We start from the raw sequence: 18,890 nt of genomic DNA on the forward strand, positions 1-18,890 counted from the left end.
ATCCTAACCCAAACACCTATGATTACGAAATCTCTAAAAATGGTTACAGCTGCTACAGCACTACTAGCGTTGCTGTATTCCTGTGGCGGTTCAGATACCGGCCAAATGATGGAAGGGGATGCTGCCCAGCAAGCATATGTGGCTCCCGGTGAGTACGATGAGTATTATGCGTTTATGTCCGGGGGATACAGCGGACAGATTACGGCTTACGGCCTGCCCTCAGGAAGGCTTTTGAAAGAAATACCGGTATTCTCCCAATACCCGGAAAATGGATACGGATATAGTGAGGAAACCAAGCCCATGTTCAACACATCCTATGGTTTCGTTCCCTGGGATGATTCCCACCACATCGAACTTTCACAGACGGAAGGAGAATTCGACGGTCGATGGCTCTTTGTGAATGGAAACAATACCCCAAGGATAGCCCGAATTGATTTAACGACTTTTGAAACGGTCGAAATACTGGAAATTCCGGATGTGGCAGGGCTGCACTGCGCGCCGTTTATTACGGAAAACTCTGAGTATCTGGTTTCTGGTACCCGCTTTAGTGTTCCGATACCGCAAAAGGATGTGCCGATCGATACCTATAAAGAGAATTTCAAGGGATTGATCAACTACGTGACCGTAGACCCGGAACACGGACATATGGATTTGGCCTTCCAGATAGAGATGCCGGGATTTAATTATGACCTGGCGCGAAATGGAAAGGCCGTCTCCCATGGATGGAGTTTTGTGACTACCTACAATTCGGAGCAGGAGCATACCCTGCTGGAAGTGAATGCCTCCCAAAAAGACAAAGACCTAATGGCCGTTATTAACTGGAAAAAGGCAGAGGAATACCTGGAACAGGGTAAATTTACGGAACGGGAAACTTCCTACTTCCACAACCTGATGGATGAGGGCTCGGGAATCGTAAATTCTACGGAACGAACCACCACCCGAATCCTGGACCCAAAAGAATGTCCGGATATGGTTTATTTTATACCGGTGCCCAAATCTCCTCATGGCTGCGATGTAGACCCTACCGGTGAATACATTGTCGGCAACGGAAAGCTTTCGGCCGATATGTCCGTCTATTCCTTCAGTAAAATAATGAAAGCCATTGAGGATGAAAATTTTGATGGGGAGTTTGATGGAATTCCCATTATCAACTACGAGGCAGCCCTTCATGGAATCGTAGAAAAGCCAGGTTTAGGACCATTGCATACCGAATTTGATGGTCGGGGAAATGCCTATACTACCTTCTTTATTTCTTCTGAGGTGGTAAAATGGGATGTGGTAAGCAAGGAGATTTTAGACCGGCAACCCACCTTCTACTCTCCCGGACACCTGGTAATTCCCGGAGGAGAAACCAGGAATCCGGATGGAAAATACCTGGTGGCGATGAATAAAATCACCAAGGACAGGTATTTACCTACCGGACCGGAACTAGCTCACTCAGCGCAGCTATTTGATATTAGCGGGGACAAAATGAAGTTGATCCTGGACTTTCCTACCAAGGCTGAACCCCATTACGCACAAGCTATTGCGGCGGACAAAATCCAGCCCAATTCGGTCAAATTCTTCGACATAGAAAGTAATACGCATCCCCATGCTACTATGGGCGAGAGCAGGTCGAGGGTAGAAAGAAAAGGGAATGAAGTGCATGTGTACATGACGGCTATCCGAAGTCATTTGGCTCCGGACAATATTGAAGGTATAAAGTTGGGTGATCAGGTTTATTTTCACTTGACCAATTTGGAACAGGACTGGGACGTACCGCACGGTCTGGCCATACAGGGGGCAACCAATGCGGAACTCCTGGTTATGCCGGGACAAACACGCACTCTGCTTTGGGAACCCAAAAGGCAGGGGGTATTTGCTTTCTATTGCACAGATTTCTGCTCTGCCCTGCACCAGGAAATGTCCGGATACATCCGGGTTTCTCCCCAGGGGTCGGATGTACCGCTGAAGTGGGGTCTTAACGAAGAATTGCATAACGATGAGGAAGCTGCCCTTGAGTTTCAGGAAAATGCCCGGAAATTAGCTAATAGCCAATAAAAACACATCTAAAGCTACCGGAATCTCCGGTAGCTTTTTCTTTCCAATAATTCCTTATTATGGCGCTATCACCAAATTTATCCACTTCCAGGTGGTTTCAGCTTGCTGCGGTTATTGCATTGGCAGGGGTATTCGTATTCCCTTTATGGCAAATCACTCTGGAGGCAGCTCAGTTTCCGGGAGGCCTGCAAATGCATATCTGGATCAACAAGGTTTCGGGCAGTGACAAGCATATTGTGAAAAATATCAACATCCTGAACCACTACATTGGCATGCAGGCCATCCATCCTGAATCCATACCTGAACTAAAGTATTTTCCCTTTGTAGCTTATGCCATGATGGCATTGGGACTTCTTGGAATTTGGATCAACAAGGTATGGTATTATGGGTTTTGGTTTTTGCTACTGGCTATTCTGGGAGCGCTGGGTATTTATGATTTTTACCTCTGGCTCTACGATTATGGCCACAATTTGGATCCCAAAGCACCCATTGAGGTGCCGGGCATGAGTTACATGCCACCCTTGCTCGGAGAAAAAGACCTTCTTAATTTCTATGTCAAATCCTATCCTCATTTTGGAGGTCTTGGGTTAGGTCTGGCGGTACTATTAGGATTTGCTTCTTTTTGGACGAAATGGAAATTCAATAAAATGCAATGAATAAATTTCTAAAAAACTTCTATCTATCTGGCTGCGTCCTGCTGATCCAATCTTGCCACGTCTCACCCGAACCTATCCAATTTGGAGAAGATCACTGTGCCCATTGCAAGATGAAAATCATGGACCCGAGGTTTGGAGGAGAACTGGTCACTACCAAAGGCAGGATCTATAAGTTCGATGCGGTAGAATGCCTGGTTCCCTATCTGCAAGAGAAAGCGTCCATGGAGTTTGGCCACACGTTGGCTATCGCTTATGATGAACCAAAGAAGTTGGTTGATGTCCGTGAATTGTCCTTTGAAATAGACTCTTCGTATCGCAGTCCGATGGGGGGAAACCTCGCTGCCTTTCGCCAATCTCAAAATGCCATAGGAAAAGAGTTGATAACCTGGGAGGAACTGAAAGAGAAAGAGTTGTTTGCACCTTTGAATCCCTAAGTTGCTTATGAGCGCATGGAAACCCTTTATATTATGCCTAATGACCCTGATTCCCTGCTGGGGGAATACAAAAACCATTGATTTGTATCCGGGGGAGGGTACGGTCATTTCGGACGCGATCCGGCAGGCGGCTCCCTACGATACCCTGCTGTTAAAAGAAGGAATCTACCGGGAAAATTCCATAGTGGTGGACAAGCCGCTGGTTTTGTTAGGAATGGAGGGGGCCATTGTAGATGGGCAAATGGGAGATGAAATTTTCGTTATTGTTTCAGACGATGTCAGCTTGGAAAACCTTACTCTGAAAAATGTGGGCGTGAGTTATCTAAAGGATCGGGCAGCCATACGTTTAAACCGGGTCTCAAACGTAACGATTAGGAATAATCAACTACTGAATACCTTTTTCGGAATTTACCTTCAAAAATCCAATGAATGCCTGGTGGATGGAAACACCATCAGGGGGGCAGCGGAAGAGGAATCACGAGCCGGAAATGCCATCCATATCTGGCAGGGAAATCGAATCCGCGTAACCCACAATACCCTGAGTCATCACCGGGATGGCATTTATTTTGAATTTGTGGACGAAAGTTACATCGCCTTCAATCAAAGTAGGAATAACATGCGGTACGGGCTGCATTTCATGTTTTCCAACGATGATACCTACGAAAATAATGTGTTTCAAAATAATGGCTCCGGAGTGGCTGTCATGTTTAGTAATCGGATAAGCATGGAAAATAATGAATTTTTGGACAACTGGGGAGGAGCCAGCTACGGGTTGTTGTTGAAGGAAATTTCAGACGGCATCATCCGCGGCAATCGGTTCCAGTCCAATACAGTGGGGATTTATGCCGAAGGAGCTAACCGTCTGATTTTCTCCCAAAACCTGTTGCAAAACAATGGTAAGGCCATGGACATAAAAGGAAATTGTATGGATAATCGGATTATAGAAAATAATTTTATTGGAAATACATTCGAGGTATTGACCAACTCAAAATCGAATTTAAACCATTTTGAAAGTAACTACTGGAGCCAGTATTCCGGTTACGATCTGGACAGAGACGGGGTGGGGGATCTGCCTCACAGACCGGTGAATCTTTTTGCCTTAATTATAGATAAAGTTCCTGCTGCACACATGTTGTTGCACAGTTTTCTGGTCAGCAGTCTGGAGGTAGCAGAGCGCATGTTTCCTCAGTTTATCCCCGAACAATTGATCGATTCGCAACCGCAAATAAGTCCTTATCCCTATGATTTCGATTAAGCAATTGCACAAAAGGTTTGGCAGGCAGGAGGTCCTGAAAGGGATTGATCTTCATTTTTCTGCAGGAGAGGGTCTGGCCCTGATTGGCCCAAACGGCTCCGGCAAAACCACCTTAATTAAGTGTTTGCTGGGCCTAAATACCATCCGGCAGGATCAGATTCGTTTTGATGGACAGGATATTTTTGGGCAAAGTGCCTACCGAAAAAATATTGGATACATGCCACAAATATCCCGATTTCCGGAGCAGATGAGGGTGAAGGAGCTTTTTATGCTGATGAAATCCATCCGTTCGGAGGAGTCCAACTACGACATGGATCTATTTGAGGCCTTTGAAATAGAAGCACTTTATCCGAAAAAAATGGGCCTGTTGTCTGGCGGAATGCGTCAAAAGGTAAGTGCAGCCCTGGCCTTTCTGTTCCATCCGGATGTGTTAATCTTAGACGAACCCACTGCCGGGCTGGACCCCGTGTCGAATGAAATGCTGAAAGAAAAATTACGGAAGACCATCCATCAGGAAAACAAGTTGGTACTCATTACTTCTCATGTGCTGAATGACCTGGACGACATCGCCAGCAGGTTGGTTTATTTGATGGAGGGAAGGGTACTCTTTGATAAGCAATTGGCGGAATTGCAGGCAGAAACTTCCGAAAACAGATTGAATGCGATGATTGCGACCTTTTTACGAAAACAAACGAGTCATGGGTAGAATCATTCAATTTTTGGCTACCGACCTGGTCAAAAACAAAACCATTATCTTTTACCTCCTTTTTCTCTGGGTTACGGGTTTTGGACTGATCAGTCTTCAGGGACAAGGCGAAAAGACCCTACTGGCTTTATTGAATATCAGTATTTTGGTAGTTCCCTTGGTCTGCCTGGTCTTTTCGATTATTTACTTTTACAATATGTACGAGTTTTTATTGCTGCTTCATGCGCAACCGCTGGCAAGGAGTACCTTGCTGATCTCTTTTTATATCAGTTTATCGCTGGTACTAACCGGGGCCTATTTGGTGGGACTGGGTTTGCCGCTTTATTTTTCCGATGCGGGTGGGGCGGGGCTTCTTTTGTTGCTCACCGGAAGTCTGTGGAATCTTATTTTCATCGGATTAGCCTTGTTGATGGCGATTTGGGCATCTGATAGAACGAAAGGGATGGGTTTTTCTTTGTTGATTTGGGTCTATTTTGTATTACTGTTTGACGGTCTTGTATTACTGCTGATGTACAATTTCAACGAATACCCTATCGAAAAGCTGGTCTTGTACATTAGTTTTTTAAACCCCTTGGATCTGGGCAGGATCCTGGTCCTGATGCAAACCGATGCAGCGGCCCTTATGGGCTACAGTGGTGCCATTTTCCAAATGGTGTTTTCCGAAAATTGGGGCAAGGGTTTGGTTTTAGTGCTACTGCTCCTGTGGGCACTGATTCCTTTTTCGGTTTCCATCCGTTGGTTTAACAAGAAAGATTTGTGAGGGGGATCATGCGTACTACCCACTCCATTTTATGCCGTTCCCAATTGATAAACGTTGTACCGCCCGTTGCTGGCTTTGTTTTCGAGGGGCAAGTCATGGAAAATTCGGCATTCAATAGGCGGGGCAAGAGAAAATACCTCGCCCCTGCAGGGCTTACCAAAACAATGATGCCATTGCCACGATGGGCTGCACTCATCGCTAGGATATGACGCACTTTCAGTGCTAGAATTAATTGAGTCAGCAGCCAGACCCGCTCGAAAACCAGATATCTGCCCATTTAACAGTAACGAATACCAGCTCTATAGAAAAACCCAAGCGCTGAAAGCGCGAAACACCGCAGCACAGGGTGCAGCCCTGTGATAAATAGCCTCGATTCCGATCCCCCAAGCCCTGTAGGGGCGAAATATACTCGTCTGGATTTGCCAGTGCAAGAAGTTTTAGAATACAGGGCTGAACCAAACGAGTCACTTCTTTTACGATGGGCTGCACCCATCGCTGGAATATTACGCCCTTTCCTAAAATTAGGAGCCAGACCCGATTGATAACCGGATACCTGCCCTTCGATTAGCAACGGATAACGTCTCTATAGAAAAACCCAAGCGCTGAAAGCGCGTAATACCGCAGCACAGGGTGAAGCCCTGTGATAAAATGGATTAACGCACCCCAAGCCCTGTAGGGGCGAAATATATTCTACTATCTGAAGCCGGATTCAGGAAACCGATTTGATGAGGGGAGGGGGTACCCCGGCATCTTCCCGTCTGGACTGACTGGAAGTATACGGTGAGCTCAGGCAATGATGCGTTTTTTGTCCCGGGTAGACCAGCCCCTAAAGAAATAAATCGTCGCAAAAGAAATAACCAACAGGATTCCCGTGACTACATACACCCAGTTGGGAACCGGTACGGGATCCCCCGCTGCATAGGAGTGGAGGCCGGAAAGGTAGTAATTGACACCAAAGGAGGTCATGATAATACTGCTAAAAGCCCATAAACTGGCCAGGTTGAAAACCAATGCATTTTTGAATGCGGGAACCAGCCGCAGGTGAAGCGCGAAAGCGTAGACCATGATGGAAATGAGTGCCCAGGTTTCCTTCGGGTCCCATGCCCAATACCTACCCCAGCTTTCATTGGCCCAGACACCTCCCAGAAAGGTTCCTACTGTCAGTAAAAAAAGTCCTACCGTGAGGGCCAATTCATTAACCACATTTAATTCCAGCATGCTCTTCCACCATTCGGGACGTGGCGATTTTGGCTTAAATAGCATCAGTAGCAAACTTAGCAGTGCCAAAATGGCGGCCAGGGCCAACGGAGCGTAGCCGCTAACGATGATCGCTACGTGAATTTTGAGCCAGTAGGAATGTAGGACCGGCATCAGGTTGGTGATTTCCGGATTGAGCCAATCCAAGAAACCTACAAATAGCAGGGTACCCGAAAAAAGCAACCCCAGGGGGATGGTAAACTTGGATTTTCCCGAAAAAACCAGACTAAAGAATAAAATCCCCCAGGCAACGAAGACAAGCATCTCAAAGCCGTCGCTCCATGGAGGATGTTGGGCGATATACCAGCGCAGGGCCAGGTGAAAGGTAAACAAGCCCCAGCCCAGCCAGGTAAGCATCAACCCTGCTTTCCAGGTTTTCTTTAGCCAGGATGCCGTATAAAACAAGCGGGCAATGCCCAGCACCAGCATCACTAAACCGATCAGCCAGAAAGGACCGAACAGCCGGGAGCCCAGCCGAAGTTGGTTGTAAAGCAATTCTCCTTTGATCCTAGAAGAGGCCGGATAGACGGATTTTCCGGCTTCCCGCTGAAATAGGTCTATGTAAGAAAGGGCTTCATCAGCCGCGTTCCAATCTCCCGTGTCCATGCCTTCCCGCAAACCTTTCAAATACAGGGTGCCGATATTGGCCACAAAACGGGCATCTTCTGCGGTAAATCCCTGCATGGATTCGTTTTTGGTAAACCAGGTGTCGTCAGGATCCAATTTATTGGGGTACAGCCTTAGAAAATCTCCCGTCAGCAGCCCGTAAAAAATATTGAATCGCTCATCGGTCTTCAATAGTTCGTTTTCGGTATCCGACCGTTCAGCGGGTTTGAGCCGATTTACCGCCTCTACCTGCTCATATAACAGGTAACTTCCCTCATCGTCAATAAAGTCCTGAAAACGGAGCCGGGAGGCAGGGGCTACCTTCAGGGTTTGGAAAACCCCTGCCGATTTTTTCCGATCAATTTTTAAGAGCGGCAGTCTTTGGTACAATTCAGGATTTAACTGGACACCCAGCACCAGTTGTTCGGGACTCAACTGGATTTCATTTTCTCCCAAGGTTACTTCTGCGCTTGTTTTTCCGGTAAGTTTCCGTGTGATTTCCAGGGCCAGGGTGTTAAGCGGCTTCATCCGTCCGTCCCTATCCTGTACGATAAGCCTGCCATACGCCAGTGCTTTATCCTCCGGCACCTTTGGTATTTCAGTGGATGGGTCCTGCGCAATACTGCCCACTACGGGTCCCAGCAGGAACACCATGGCCAGGTTTTTTTTATAATCCAGGTTTTTAAGCTTTTTATTAAGGATTTGAAAACGGCTTCCTTTGGCAAATAGAGTCAGCAACATGCCCAGAAAAAGCATAAAATAACCCAGATAGGTGGTATAGGTACCCAAACGATCCTGATTAACGGTTAAGACCGTACCTTTCTCATCCTGATCGTAGGAGGATTGGTAAAAGCGATATCCTCTGTGATCCAATACATTATTCATATAGATTCGGTACGGAAATTCCGTCCCCTCCTCCATCACCATCACTTCAGAAGCATAGCTGGCAGGGCTTTGGCTACCGGGGTACCTTTCCAGTTCAAATGCGTTCAGGTACAGCTCGAAGGGAAGGCTAATGGCTTTGGGACCAAAGGTTAACCGAAATGGATTTCCTTCATGGGTAAAGGAAAGCCACTGAGGTTCAGTCTGCACCAATGGCAGGAAACCAGTAGCCAGCCGATTTCCTTGCTCATCCCTGGCCGATAGCTTTACCACATCGGGTAAATTTTTGGCCAATTCCGGGTCGGACTCCGGTTCATATTGCAGGCTGGCATCTTCATGGATGGCTTTTATCAAAAAGGCTCCTCCTTCCCACTGGTAGAGAGCGCGTAAATGCAACGGTTGGGTTTCTCCTTCATGGAGCACATGCATTTGCTGGCTGGCCATGTCCATGACCTGCAGGTGGACAGCCGACTCGATTTTCCAGCCTTCATCTGTTTGGAACAGGCGAATGGGAGCCTCGGTAGTGGTACTGGTCGAAAGGAGGAGGTCGCCCAAGGGTAGGGCTTCACCTGCTTTCAAAAGGTAATCTTTTCTGCCCGCCCCGCGAGCCACGGCAATGTCCAGGTAATCCTGATTGCCGGGGAGGAATGATTTTCTGGCTCCCGGCACGTAATCATCCAATAGGATGGTAAGCGAAGGTAAACCCGGGAAATTTACAGTGTGCTCCTCCGGGCTAAAGGAACTGGTAAGCAAGGGAAAGGCCTTTTCAAATTTATGGTAATCGGCTACTTCCGGATGCTCCAGTTGCAGGTAATTTCCGGAGGAATAAAACAGGCCGGAAGCCTCCCCTTCCCGAATTCGCATGGTACCCTCCGTACTGAAATACCGGGTAATGCCTGCCCCCAGAAGTATACAAATAAAAGCCAGGTGAAACAGGCCGACAGGCCATTTTTTTTGCCGATAGAGCTTGTATTTCCTAAAGTGGAAAATAAAATTTATCCCCATCCAAGCCATAAGGACTTCAAACCACCAGGCCTCGTATACCATCCCGCGTGCCACTTGGGTACCGTGGTCATTTTCTATAAATGTGGCAATGGCCATGGAACTCGCAAAAAGAAGGAAAAGCAGGAGGGTGGTTTTGGTAGAAACCAGTAATTTGAACATATACAGTTAACTAAAGCAAGATTCCGATAAATTTATTTTTCATGGTAGGCCTGACAATGAGCATCAGGTAAGCCCAGTTTTGACTGGCCTTCAGGGTTCCGTTATTTTGTACGCGTTCCATGGTTTCGGTGGCAAAAAACTGGCTGTATCCTCCCTGGAGTGAAATGGCATCATTGAAAACAAATCCCAATGATAAGTCTAGCTCCGTTCCTAAATGGGAGTCCATCGGGTCGGCATTTTGGTTGAGGGACAGTACCTCCGCCTGACTGCTAAACCAATGCCCGTCCAGTTGCATAAAAAACTGCGGAGAGAAAGTCATCCTACCTTTTAGGTAATAATCGTTCAGGCCCACGTTATTTTCATGGGTTCCGCCTACATAGAAGAGATCCATGTACCCGTTGTACAAGTGGTTGGTACCATATAAAGGGGAAAAAGACCTGTTTTTTGAAAGCTCGTTCGTAGAAGTACCGCTCAACATTTCAAACCCTCCGGCCAGTCGGAAATTTTTTCCTTCGGCTTTTTCGAAATTAAAGGTTTGGGTCACTTGAAAGTTGATGTCAAAGGCACTGACCGGCCTTCCCCATTTCCCTAGTTGTTGGTAATAAAAACCACTAAACAGGGTATTGCCAGCCTGGTATTTGAGGGTTGGAATGCCAATGGTCTGCCGGAATTGGGTTTCGGCAAGAATGATTTCCCCTTGATTGTTTCGTTCGATAAATTGCCGGCCGTCATTCCAGAATAGCAATGAAAATTGAAAGCTATCCCAGCGATTTTCATACCGGGCCATTTGGGCGAATTTGTATTGGTTGGGCACCGTAAAAAGGTTTCCGGACAGGCTTTGGCCGTTCTGATTGTATCCCGCCCCAACGTGTAGTTTATGTTCGTCTTTTTCGTATTTGACCAGGGCAAAATCATGGGCTCTTCCCTGTAGGGCCCAATCCAGGTTACCCAGAAAACGAAAGTTGTCGTAGTTCAACTCCTGCCGTCCCAGCTTTACTTTCCAGGATTCCCCCAGGGATAATTCGGCATAGGCCTCGTGAACAGATAATAAATTGTCACTTGCTTTCACCTGAGCCGTATTGCCCCAGGTCCGGATATCCTGTATGCTCATGTAGATGGTTACGGCATCGGTCACATAGCTTGCCTGAATGCGGGCACGTTGCGCAATGAAACCCGCCGGATGATCCGCACTATTGATTAACTGGCTGTACCCGTTTCTATATTCGGCCCGCTGAATGAGCTGTCCATCCACCTTGAATTGGGCATGTAATGGTGGGGTGCTGAGAAAGCATAGTAGGGGTAACAGGATCAAAAATAAAAATTTCTTCATAGGAATAGGGTTCAGGTGATTGTGAGCCAGAAAATAAGTGTCGGGTAAAGCAGGGGTAAGTGGTTACCTTCCGATGACAGAAGCGGTTTCCATTTGGGATTCTCTGTCTTTTCCCTCTTTCAGCCATTTGGGCACTACTTCTTCTAAAAACTCCTCTTTAGCGGCTTTTTCAGCGTCGATATCCAGACCAATATATGCTTGCAAGGCAGATTTATCGGTAAAGTCAGGCATTTCCACTGGTTCAGGATGTCCCAATGCTGCCAATAGGCGAGTAAGGGAAATACGGGTTTCCTGAATGATACCCGTTGCCGACGTGACGATGCGGCTGGTTTCGAGTGGGGCATGAAAAGCCGCCCCATGGGAAGCGACAGAATAGTCCCAACGCCATTGGGCATGGCGAATGCCGGTGAGGATTTCTTCCATGTCCTGCTCCGTAGCCCCGAGCTCCCATGCTTTTGCCGCTTCTATATGGGCTTTGGCAAGCTGTCTTTGCAAGTAGGAAGTTCCTTCTTTTATTTTTCGCTGTCTTTCGTACACGTCGGTGACCAGGTCGCTTATTTTCTCCCGGTGACAAACGAAACAACTGTTTTCTACATTGCTTAAAGGAGAACCGATGTGGTGATCCGTGAATTTTTGCCCCCCCTCGGATTTGTAGGGCATGTGGCAATCGGCACAGGATACGCCTCTTTTGGCATGCACACCTAAGGAATAAATTTCATAGTCGGGATGCTGCGCTTTTAGCATTCGCGCCTTACTAAGTGGATGTACCCAATCTGCAAAATCGATGGCATCGTAGTATTGGGTTACTGCTTCCACGTCCATTCCCTCTTTCCAGGGAAAGGTAAGGTATTGGGCCTGCGGAGCATCCTCTTTGTCTTTATCAAAATAGTACTCCACATGACACTGCGCACAGACCAGAGAACGCATTTCCTGGTGGGACGCCTGGTTGATATCTTTTCCCATGGCTTCATAGGCTTCGATCAGGGCAGGCCGGGTGATGGTCAGGTTCATGGTTTCAGGATTATGGCAATCGGCACAACCAATGGGGTTAATTACTTCCGAACCTAAGTCAGAAAATTTTTGGCTGTAGTATTCCGAAACGCCCATTTCTTTCATCAGTCGTGGCACATCCGGACTTTTACAGGTCCAGCAGGTACTTGGCATGGGGCCTTCTCCTGCCTCCATAGGGGCTCCGGTACGCAAGGTTTCCCGGATATCTTCTACTGCATAGGAATGGCCTCGGGGATGGGTGTAGTCTTTGCTGAAACCATATCCTGCCCAAAGAATCACCATTTCAGGGTTATCTTCCAGCACGTCCCTGGACCCGCTGGTGTTGTAAAGGCTGCTGAAAGTAGTGTCGGCAGTTTTTTGATACGATTGGTATTGCCGGGGATAATTCAGGCCCCAAACCGAATCCCGGGGCTCAATTCCTTCCAGCTGTACGGTGGGTTGGTATGCAAATCGCGCTTCTGTTTTTCGGTCCATTATGGTGTATGCCAACATGGCCAAAAGAAATACTACTACAACTGTGATTCCGAAAAGTATCCAATTCTTCATGATAGGTAGGGTTATGGGTCGTTTTTATTCATAATGGTTTCCAGCCAGGGCGGGACAATGGAAAGATCTTCCGGTGCATGGGCACGAATAGGTTCAATCTGGTGACCGGTGGCAGAAAGGCTCTTAACCCTCCCATGGGGAACTTCCCGATGGCATTCCCAGCAGGTCCGATCAGTACGATTTTCAAAATGGTCGGCTGTAAAGCCCAGCATCCGGGCATCAGTCACCTGGCTTTCGTGGCAGCGGATGCAGTTGTTCTGGATGACTTCAATGGACGGCCCCAGTGCTTTAATGACCTCCGGTTCCGCCCTCGCGGTAAATACAGCGGCATGGTACAATCCATCCTTCGCTTTGAAGAAGTATTTGTTTAATACATTATTATGGGGTACATGGCAGTCGTTGCAATGAGCCACTTCCCGGTGGGAACTATGGTTCCAGGTAATGTATTGGGGAGTCATAATATGGCAATTGACACAAGCCTGCGGGTCATCGGAAAGATAGGAGGCTGCGTTGCTGAGGCGTAATAAATACAAGCCCAAACCAAAAATGACTGCGATCAGTACAGTAGCAGCAGGCCGCCACTTGTGGGGCGGAACCAGACTGTACCGAAAAAGAAATCTTTTGAGTTTCGACCCTGGTCTCATAGTCCCAAATTGCTGAGGTTTTGTAAGGTAAAAAGCCTTTTCATTTGAAAATCACAGCTTTTGTTTCAATTTATTCCATACATATTCACAACATTCAAGTTAAACAATTGAGGAGTAGAATCAAATTTTCCCATCTCTTAAATGGTGAATCCTTTTTTCTTCATTCACAGATTCTAAAAAAAAGTATTTGTAATGTACTGTAAAACAATGAGTTGAAAATTTAATTTCTCTTTTTGGGGATAAACGGAAATCTGAGCGCTCTTTCCGTTCAAAAAATTTTTATTGGTTTTTATTGGGGTATGTTAAATTTTTATTATGTTTAAGAGAATTTGAACGTTTGGAAAAGATCATTTTGACAAATTTCCGAAACATTATAGCTATTAGTCAGTTCAAAATAAACCCAACCGGAAGGATCTTAACAAGATCCTTCTTTTTTTTGGTTTAAAATCAAACCATTTTTTTAATAAAAAACATAAAATGAATGAAAATCGGTTTAAAAATTAACCATTAAATCAGTTTTATTATTTCTTGCGTTAGAAATGACCTGTCCGGTAGCGTTAAATGGTTTTTTTACCGGGTTCTGTGAGAACCGGGACTAAAAATCAGGCATGAAATTGGAAAACGACACCTACCTGCTTCGAATTGCCAAATAAACCCCAGCCTGGCGTTTACCGGATTCTTCGCTTCCAGGCATTGTAACATTCAGCGATTGGGTCGGCCAGAAAAAAGGGATAATCTGTGTCTTTCCATTGGAATGGAAGGCTTCTCTTTGAAAACAGCGAGTGTTTACTGGCCTTCAAAGCGGAAATAAAATCCATGTAGTGGATCGGTTCAAAAGAAGCAGCAGGTACTTCTTCTTCCAGGCTGGATAAAATGTGTAAATAGGGAAAATTGACACCGGCCCGGAAAGAAGCAATCAAACTACCCCAATATCGGGCATTAATTTCAATAATTTTGAATTCCCCATCCTGAGTATCGTAGCGTAGGTCCACATGTGCAATACCGGAAAAGTCAAGTTCCCTTACCAGCTTGCAAACCGATCCGTAAACGCCTTCATTTTTCTGAAATTCCAGACCGGCGGAAGCAGCAAAGCGATTGGCTCGTTTTAGAAATCCCTTTTGTATGGTATGGGCTAAAATTTCTCCATTTCTGGCCAGCAGGCTCATGTCAATATCATATCCATCAACATATTCCTGGACAATGTACTCTCCTTCCTTAGGGTGGCTGGTCGGTTTAATCACTGAAAAATCTTCTTCCCGGGCAATGTGATACACGTTTCTACCCCCCCAACCGGTTTCGGGTTTGACAATTAGAGGCAGGGAAATGGCCTGATGAGACGGATTTTTTTCATCCCGATAGTCTTTTAAAAAGGTGGTTTTTGGAGACGGGATGTTCCTGCTTTCACAAAATTTCGCCAGTCGAAATTTATTAGTAGCTATTTCCAGAGTCGCGAATGGTGAAAAGGCCGCCAACCTGGCTTTTCCGCTAAATGAATCAGAATGTTCAGCAAAAAAAAGGTACGTTTTTTCATCTATTGGCAGCACTAAATCGATGCTTTTTTGCTCGATCAGTTCGATCAGTTCCCGGATGTATTCTTCTGGGGTATCGGAGGATAAAAGCGTAAAACTCTTTTTAAACCGTGAATAGCGGAAAGGGCTTTTGGCTTCCTGGGAAGAACCATGAATTTTCACATGTGAATAACCTTTAAGGCATCTGACAACGGCCATAGTATGGCCGCACTCACAATCTGGAATTAGGATATTTAAAATGGACGGGTATTTCATATACAAAAGTGGAAAAATGGGCTCATGTCAATATTGCCTTTCTAAAAATGAAGGATAGATTGAAGTAAAGAAAAAAAAGGGGATTAGCCAAATGATTTTAGTATCCATTGGTAAGAAATACCTGCTGCCAATCCCATCAGGATGATTAGTGGGGAGGGGATTTTTGTAAATTGCAGCAGGGCATAAGTGCCAATGATGGCCATGATATTAAACAGGTTGTTTTCCAGAGGCTCGAACAATAAATAGGCCGCTGCGATCAACATGCCACAACTAACCGCATTTATCCCTTCCAGGGCAGCACGTACCGGCCGGTATTTTTTCAGTTCGTCCCAGAAGCGGATAACGAAAAAAATCAAAAAGGTACCGGGTAAAAAGATCCCTGCTGCTGCGATGAGTCCTCCGGTCACCAAACCAGTAACTCCCCATTCCCGCATGGACAATGCTCCGATATAGGAGCTGATGCTGAAAGTGGGGCCGGGGATACTTTGGGAAATCGCATACCCGGTGAGAAACTCTTCCGAGCTCAGGTAATTTTTGAATTCCACAAATTCGGTATAGAGATAAGGAACCAACACCTGCCCCCCGCCAAAAATAAGGCTGCCGTTTCGGTAAAAGTTTTCGAATAGCCTGACAGGCAACAGACGGGTATAATGGCCCAGTACTGCTGCTACCACCAGAACGGCTGCCCATAGCACAAAATTGCGCCAGGAAATATTGACCTTTGATTTTTCTTCGATTACCGGCTGTTTGTTATAGTTATGCGTGGTAATCAGGCCTCCAATGAATAGCATAATGGGAAAAATAAAGGGAGAATTATAAAAAAAGGCAACAAAAGCAGCGATCATCATTAGGATGGCTGCTTCAACGGTGTGAATCATTTTTTTTATGGTGATCTGGGCAGCATACAGAATAAACCCAATGGCCATGGGCTGAATAAATTTGGCAAAACCCAATGCTCCCTCCGTATTGGCTTGTAAATAATCTATCAGGAAGGCGGTGACGATCATCAGCGTGGTAGCTGGAAATATCCATACCAATAGCGACAGGTATGCCAGCTTAGGGCCGCCTATTCTAAAACCGATGGCAGAAATCGTTTGGGTGGAGGTAGGGCCCGGCAGAACCAGGCAGAGGGCATTTAATTCAATCAGGTCTTTTTCGGACAGGTAACCTCTTTTTCGGACCATGATGTCAATGACCATGGCCAGAAAAACCTGTGGTCCCCCAAAGGCCGTTAAGGAAAGTACCAGCACATCCTTTAAGTAAATGTAAAACCGTACTTTCCTAATGGTCATCATCCGACTACTTTTTTTTCAGTCCCAATTCCTTTAGTCTTTCTTCCAGAAACTCACCGGCCGTACAATCCTCAAATGCTTTCGGATGGTCCGGATCCACACAGTCGTCGAGGCAACTAAGATTCATTCCTGAACGGGGATGGAGAAAAAAAGGAATGGAATAACGGCTGCTGTTCATTTTCTCCCGTGGTGGATTCACCACCCGGTGGATGGTGGATTTTAGTTTTTTATTGGTCAGCCTTTCCAGCATATCGCCCACATTTACCACCAATTGTTCCGGCAAGGCGGTAATGGGAATCCACTTTCCATCTCTCCTTAAAACTTCCAACCCGTCGGCACTTGCACCCATAAGCAAGGTGATGAGATTGATATCACCGTGTTCTGCTGCCCTGACGGCATCTTCAGGCACTTCTTCGGGGTTTGAAATCGGGAAGTAATGAATGGAGCGCAAAATGGAATTACCGTGAAGTACCTTGTCGTCAAAGTAGGATTCTTTCAATCCGAGACTGATAGCGATGGCCCTTAACATTTGTTTACCGGCTTCTTCTATTGTTTGAAACACTTTTAATGAAACGGCTTTGAAATGGGAAACTTCCTTCGGCCAGACGTTTGCCGGATAATCCGCTTTTACCGCATCATCATTCGAAATCCAATCCAATTCCTGGCCGACATGGTAAAATTCCTTTAAGTCACCTGTATTTCTACCTTTGGCGTGCTCCTTTCCCTTGCCCGTATACCCGCGCTGAAAGCCAATTTCCGGCTTTTCATAGGCTGCTTTTACCTCATCTGGCAATGAAAAAAAAGACTGAATGGCTTCGTACAGCTCATCCTGTAGGGATTGGTGCAAGCCATGATTTTTTATGGCTACAAAGCCGATGTTTTGGTAGGCATCACTCAGGTTTTTTACAAAAGCTGCTTTTTGTTCGGGATTCCCCGAAGTAAAATCCGCCAGATCCAGGGAAGGGACTTCATCAAATAATATTTCGCTCATTCATTATCAAGTTTGTTGCAAGGTAATTTTTTTTGGGGTAATATTAAATACCTTTGATTGCTTTTAACGCCGTTTCTATGAAGGTTTATCCTTGCATTTATGCTGCTTGTTTTTGCCTGCTTTTGTTCGTTTCTTGTGACTCTTCGGACAATAAAAATGAATCCCGGGTCCTTTCCCAATCAGAAGGCACTGCGGAGCCACTGGCACCGGCCCTGGAATTTAAAGAAATTCCGGTAGCAGGTATGCCGGATGCCATTGTAGACATTTATTCACCGACTGGAAATGAAGATTTTGAACCTGGGAAGGTGCTCTTTTCCGTTAATATCAGGAATTATCCCCTGGGCAAAGAAAGACCGTTTATGCTTTCCTTAAATGGGGCTACCCCGAAAGCCCATTCGACTCCCTCTTTTCAGATGGAATTAGACAAGGGGACATACCGTGCGGTGACTTTTTTGCTGGACGAGCAGGGTCTTGCCCTGAAAGAATACGGTAACTTTTCCGAAAGGCAATTTACAGTAGGAGGGACCGAACTTTCCGTGGACCAACTACAGCCATCCCTTCTGCTACACTTGCCCAGGGATCAGCAGCAATTTGCCGAAGGGGAGCCAATTCTGATTGATTTCATTTATTTAGGCGGAGACCCAGAATTAGACGGGCTGGCTATTCAGGTGGAATTAGGTAACCATACCCACAAGACCCAACAGATGGAAACGCTTTCCCTATCAGGGATTCCCGAAGGAAACTACGATCTTGTTATCCGCCTAATGAACTCTGAAAGCGGCCAACCAATTCCGGGTAACTATACCTCAATTTCCCGAAGTATCCGAGTGAAATAAAAAAGACAGCTATTGGACCAATGTTCGCAGCACGGCAAGAGATTTAATGTCTCCGAACCCGTCGATGTGGATTTTATAGAATAGGATCCAATCATCAATCAGTGTCCGTTTAAGAGACACCGGCAGGGAGGGAAGCAGGGTTTCCTGCTGCTCCAACAACTGGTCCAGGTAGCTGATTTTATCCTCCAGTGTGCTTCCGGTTTGTTCTACGGGAAGCTGAAGGTAAAACTCCCTGGCATCATCCGGCTCAAATCCCAGATACCGGGAGGTACGAATCAGGAAAAGAAGAATAAAAAGCCCGGGTTGGAATTCGGGGCTGTCAAGTCTTAGGATAAGCTGGAAAAGGTAATCAAACAGGACTTCGTTTTGGTAATTATCCACCACCACTTTTCCCAGGATTTCCCCCATAAACATGCTGATACCCGAACGGTAAAAATCGAAGGGGATGCGCTGAAAAGCCCAGGCCAGTTTGGCCTCTGAAATCCGGTTCAGGTTGGCGGTTTCCTTGTCATATACAACCAGTTCCAGTAGGGTAAGGGGTTGGAAATGAGCCATCTTGGTTTTAGACTTTTGGCTCCTGACACCGTTCACCAAATAGGTCTTCAGACCCAAATCCCGGGTGAAAATCCGAACGATAATAGACGTTTCCCGGTACTTGATATAGTTAATGACGATTCCCCTGGTTTTTCGTAACAT

General features: G+C 46.1%; 15 protein-coding genes. 7 read left to right on the plus strand and 8 right to left on the minus strand.

Annotated features, from left to right (window positions below; all coding sequences use genetic code 11):
• Nucleotides 1-18: 18 nt before the first annotated feature.
• Genes nosZ through GJS45_RS19620 form a run of 6 tightly spaced genes read left to right on the plus strand, consistent with a single transcriptional unit; the run spans nt 19 to nt 5,851 of the window.
• Complete coding sequence (nosZ, locus tag GJS45_RS19595) at nt 19-2,040, plus strand: Sec-dependent nitrous-oxide reductase (protein ID WP_162343567.1); 2,022 nt, start codon at nt 19-21, stop codon at nt 2,038-2,040.
• Between the two features lie 59 nt (nt 2,041-2,099).
• Nucleotides 2,100-2,696 carry a hypothetical protein gene (locus tag GJS45_RS19600; RefSeq protein ID WP_162343568.1) on the plus strand — a complete coding sequence of 199 codons (597 nt, stop codon included), beginning with the start codon at nt 2,100-2,102 and terminating at the stop codon, nt 2,694-2,696.
• Entirely contained in the window at nt 2,693-3,130 is a 438-nt protein-coding gene (locus GJS45_RS19605; RefSeq protein ID WP_162343569.1) for a nitrous oxide reductase accessory protein NosL, read from the plus strand. The genes GJS45_RS19600 and GJS45_RS19605 overlap by 4 nt, the downstream gene beginning before the upstream one ends.
• A gap of 40 nt (nt 3,131-3,170) precedes the next feature.
• The gene (gene nosD / locus GJS45_RS19610) at nt 3,171-4,385 is read left to right on the plus strand and encodes a nitrous oxide reductase family maturation protein NosD (RefSeq protein ID WP_162343648.1); all 1,215 of its coding nucleotides are present in this window, start codon (nt 3,171-3,173) and stop codon (nt 4,383-4,385) included.
• A complete protein-coding gene (locus GJS45_RS19615; RefSeq protein ID WP_162343570.1) occupies nt 4,372-5,091 on the plus strand; it encodes an ABC transporter ATP-binding protein in 720 nt (239 codons plus the stop codon). Before nosD ends, GJS45_RS19615 begins: the two co-directional genes overlap by 14 nt.
• The gene (locus GJS45_RS19620) at nt 5,084-5,851 is read left to right on the plus strand and encodes an ABC transporter permease subunit (RefSeq protein ID WP_162343571.1); all 768 of its coding nucleotides are present in this window, start codon (nt 5,084-5,086) and stop codon (nt 5,849-5,851) included. Before GJS45_RS19615 ends, GJS45_RS19620 begins: the two co-directional genes overlap by 8 nt.
• Before the next feature lie 786 nt (nt 5,852-6,637).
• Here the strand turns inward: GJS45_RS19620 and ccsA are convergent.
• The 7 genes from ccsA to GJS45_RS19655 all read right to left on the minus strand — a co-directional run bounded on the left by ccsA (nt 6,638) and on the right by GJS45_RS19655 (nt 17,358).
• The gene (gene ccsA, locus GJS45_RS19625; protein ID WP_235954881.1) at nt 6,638-9,760 is read right to left on the minus strand and encodes a cytochrome c biogenesis protein; all 3,123 of its coding nucleotides are present in this window, start codon (nt 9,758-9,760) and stop codon (nt 6,638-6,640) included.
• A gap of 10 nt (nt 9,761-9,770) precedes the next feature.
• Entirely contained in the window at nt 9,771-11,090 is a 1,320-nt protein-coding gene (locus GJS45_RS19630) for a hypothetical protein (RefSeq protein WP_162343572.1), read from the minus strand.
• Nucleotides 11,091-11,153: 63 nt separating this feature from the next.
• Nucleotides 11,154-12,647, minus strand: coding sequence for an ammonia-forming cytochrome c nitrite reductase (gene nrfA / locus GJS45_RS19635; RefSeq protein ID WP_162343573.1), 1,494 nt, complete (start codon nt 12,645-12,647; stop codon nt 11,154-11,156).
• An 11-nt stretch (nt 12,648-12,658) separates the two neighbouring features.
• Complete coding sequence (nrfH, locus tag GJS45_RS19640) at nt 12,659-13,291, minus strand: cytochrome c nitrite reductase small subunit (RefSeq protein ID WP_162343574.1); 633 nt, start codon at nt 13,289-13,291, stop codon at nt 12,659-12,661.
• A 668-nt stretch (nt 13,292-13,959) separates the two neighbouring features.
• Nucleotides 13,960-14,982 carry an ATP-grasp domain-containing protein gene (locus GJS45_RS19645; RefSeq protein WP_162343575.1) on the minus strand — a complete coding sequence of 341 codons (1,023 nt, stop codon included), beginning with the start codon at nt 14,980-14,982 and terminating at the stop codon, nt 13,960-13,962.
• Nucleotides 14,983-15,158: 176 nt separating this feature from the next.
• Nucleotides 15,159-16,367, minus strand: coding sequence for a chromate efflux transporter (gene chrA / locus GJS45_RS19650; RefSeq protein ID WP_162343650.1), 1,209 nt, complete (start codon nt 16,365-16,367; stop codon nt 15,159-15,161).
• A 7-nt stretch (nt 16,368-16,374) separates the two neighbouring features.
• A complete protein-coding gene (locus GJS45_RS19655) occupies nt 16,375-17,358 on the minus strand; it encodes an isopenicillin N synthase family dioxygenase (protein WP_162343576.1) in 984 nt (327 codons plus the stop codon).
• Nucleotides 17,359-17,435: 77 nt separating this feature from the next.
• Between GJS45_RS19655 and GJS45_RS19660 the strand changes: the two genes are divergently transcribed.
• Nucleotides 17,436-18,194 (plus strand): hypothetical protein, encoded by a 759-nt coding sequence (locus tag GJS45_RS19660; RefSeq protein ID WP_162343577.1) that lies wholly within the window; start codon nt 17,436-17,438, stop codon nt 18,192-18,194.
• A 9-nt stretch (nt 18,195-18,203) separates the two neighbouring features.
• Here GJS45_RS19660 and recO read toward each other — a convergent pair whose 3' ends face one another.
• Nucleotides 18,204-18,890 (minus strand): DNA repair protein RecO, encoded by a 687-nt coding sequence (gene recO / locus GJS45_RS19665; RefSeq protein ID WP_162343578.1) that lies wholly within the window; start codon nt 18,888-18,890, stop codon nt 18,204-18,206.

This window comes from Cyclobacterium salsum, from assembly GCF_010119245.1.
GTDB lineage: Bacteria > Bacteroidota > Bacteroidia > Cytophagales > Cyclobacteriaceae > Cyclobacterium > Cyclobacterium salsum.

What these genes read in the sequence shown, in the direction of transcription:
- GJS45_RS19630 (WP_162343572.1), bottom strand. Translation starts at nt 11,090, where the DNA reads ATGAAGAAATTTTTATTTTTGATCCTGTTACCCCTACTATGCTTTCTC.
- GJS45_RS19605 (WP_162343569.1), top strand. Translation starts at nt 2,693, where the DNA reads ATGAATAAATTTCTAAAAAACTTCTATCTATCTGGCTGCGTCCTGCTG.
- recO (WP_162343578.1), bottom strand. Translation starts at nt 18,890, where the DNA reads ATGTTACGAAAAACCAGGGGAATCGTCATTAACTATATCAAGTACCGG.
- chrA (WP_162343650.1), bottom strand. Translation starts at nt 16,367, where the DNA reads ATGACCATTAGGAAAGTACGGTTTTACATTTACTTAAAGGATGTGCTG.
- nrfA (WP_162343573.1), bottom strand. Translation starts at nt 12,647, where the DNA reads ATGAAGAATTGGATACTTTTCGGAATCACAGTTGTAGTAGTATTTCTT.
- GJS45_RS19600 (WP_162343568.1), top strand. Translation starts at nt 2,100, where the DNA reads ATGGCGCTATCACCAAATTTATCCACTTCCAGGTGGTTTCAGCTTGCT.
- nosZ (WP_162343567.1), top strand. Translation starts at nt 19, where the DNA reads ATGATTACGAAATCTCTAAAAATGGTTACAGCTGCTACAGCACTACTA.
- GJS45_RS19620 (WP_162343571.1), top strand. Translation starts at nt 5,084, where the DNA reads ATGGGTAGAATCATTCAATTTTTGGCTACCGACCTGGTCAAAAACAAA.
- GJS45_RS19615 (WP_162343570.1), top strand. Translation starts at nt 4,372, where the DNA reads ATGATTTCGATTAAGCAATTGCACAAAAGGTTTGGCAGGCAGGAGGTC.
- GJS45_RS19655 (WP_162343576.1), bottom strand. Translation starts at nt 17,358, where the DNA reads ATGAGCGAAATATTATTTGATGAAGTCCCTTCCCTGGATCTGGCGGAT.
- nrfH (WP_162343574.1), bottom strand. Translation starts at nt 13,291, where the DNA reads ATGAGACCAGGGTCGAAACTCAAAAGATTTCTTTTTCGGTACAGTCTG.
- nosD (WP_162343648.1), top strand. Translation starts at nt 3,171, where the DNA reads ATGACCCTGATTCCCTGCTGGGGGAATACAAAAACCATTGATTTGTAT.
- GJS45_RS19660 (WP_162343577.1), top strand. Translation starts at nt 17,436, where the DNA reads ATGAAGGTTTATCCTTGCATTTATGCTGCTTGTTTTTGCCTGCTTTTG.
- ccsA (WP_235954881.1), bottom strand. Translation starts at nt 9,760, where the DNA reads ATGTTCAAATTACTGGTTTCTACCAAAACCACCCTCCTGCTTTTCCTT.